1 protein-coding gene is annotated in these 319 nt (G+C 69.9%); it reads left to right on the plus strand.

From position 1 onward, the window contains the following. Positions 1–90: 90 nt before the first annotated feature. Positions 91–319, plus strand: a 229-nt coding sequence (locus HPY23_RS03220) for a nucleotide-binding protein (protein ID WP_200649557.1), incomplete at its 3' end; no start/stop codon positions are given.

The following is a 319-nucleotide window of genomic DNA, read 5'->3' on the forward strand; positions in this document are numbered from 1 at the left end:
GTCCGCCCGGCGACACCCGAACAACCCCGTGAGCGTGCGACCCGGACCGGGACGCCGCCCCATCCCGACAGCTCGGGGGGAGCATTCTCGATGTCCAAGATCATAGTGGTGACGTCCGGCAAGGGCGGGGTGGGCAAGACCACCACGACGGCGGCGCTCGGCGCCGCTCTCGCCCAGACCGGGCAGAACGTCTGCGTGGTCGACTTCGATGTCGGCCTGCGCAACCTCGACCTCATCATGGGCGCCGAGCGCCGGGTCGTCTACGACCTCATCAACGTCGTCCAGGGCGACGCCAAGCTCCCCCAGGCCCTCATCCGCG

The sequence above is a fragment of the Methylobacterium ajmalii genome (genome assembly GCF_016613415.1).
GTDB lineage: Bacteria > Pseudomonadota > Alphaproteobacteria > Rhizobiales > Beijerinckiaceae > Methylobacterium > Methylobacterium ajmalii.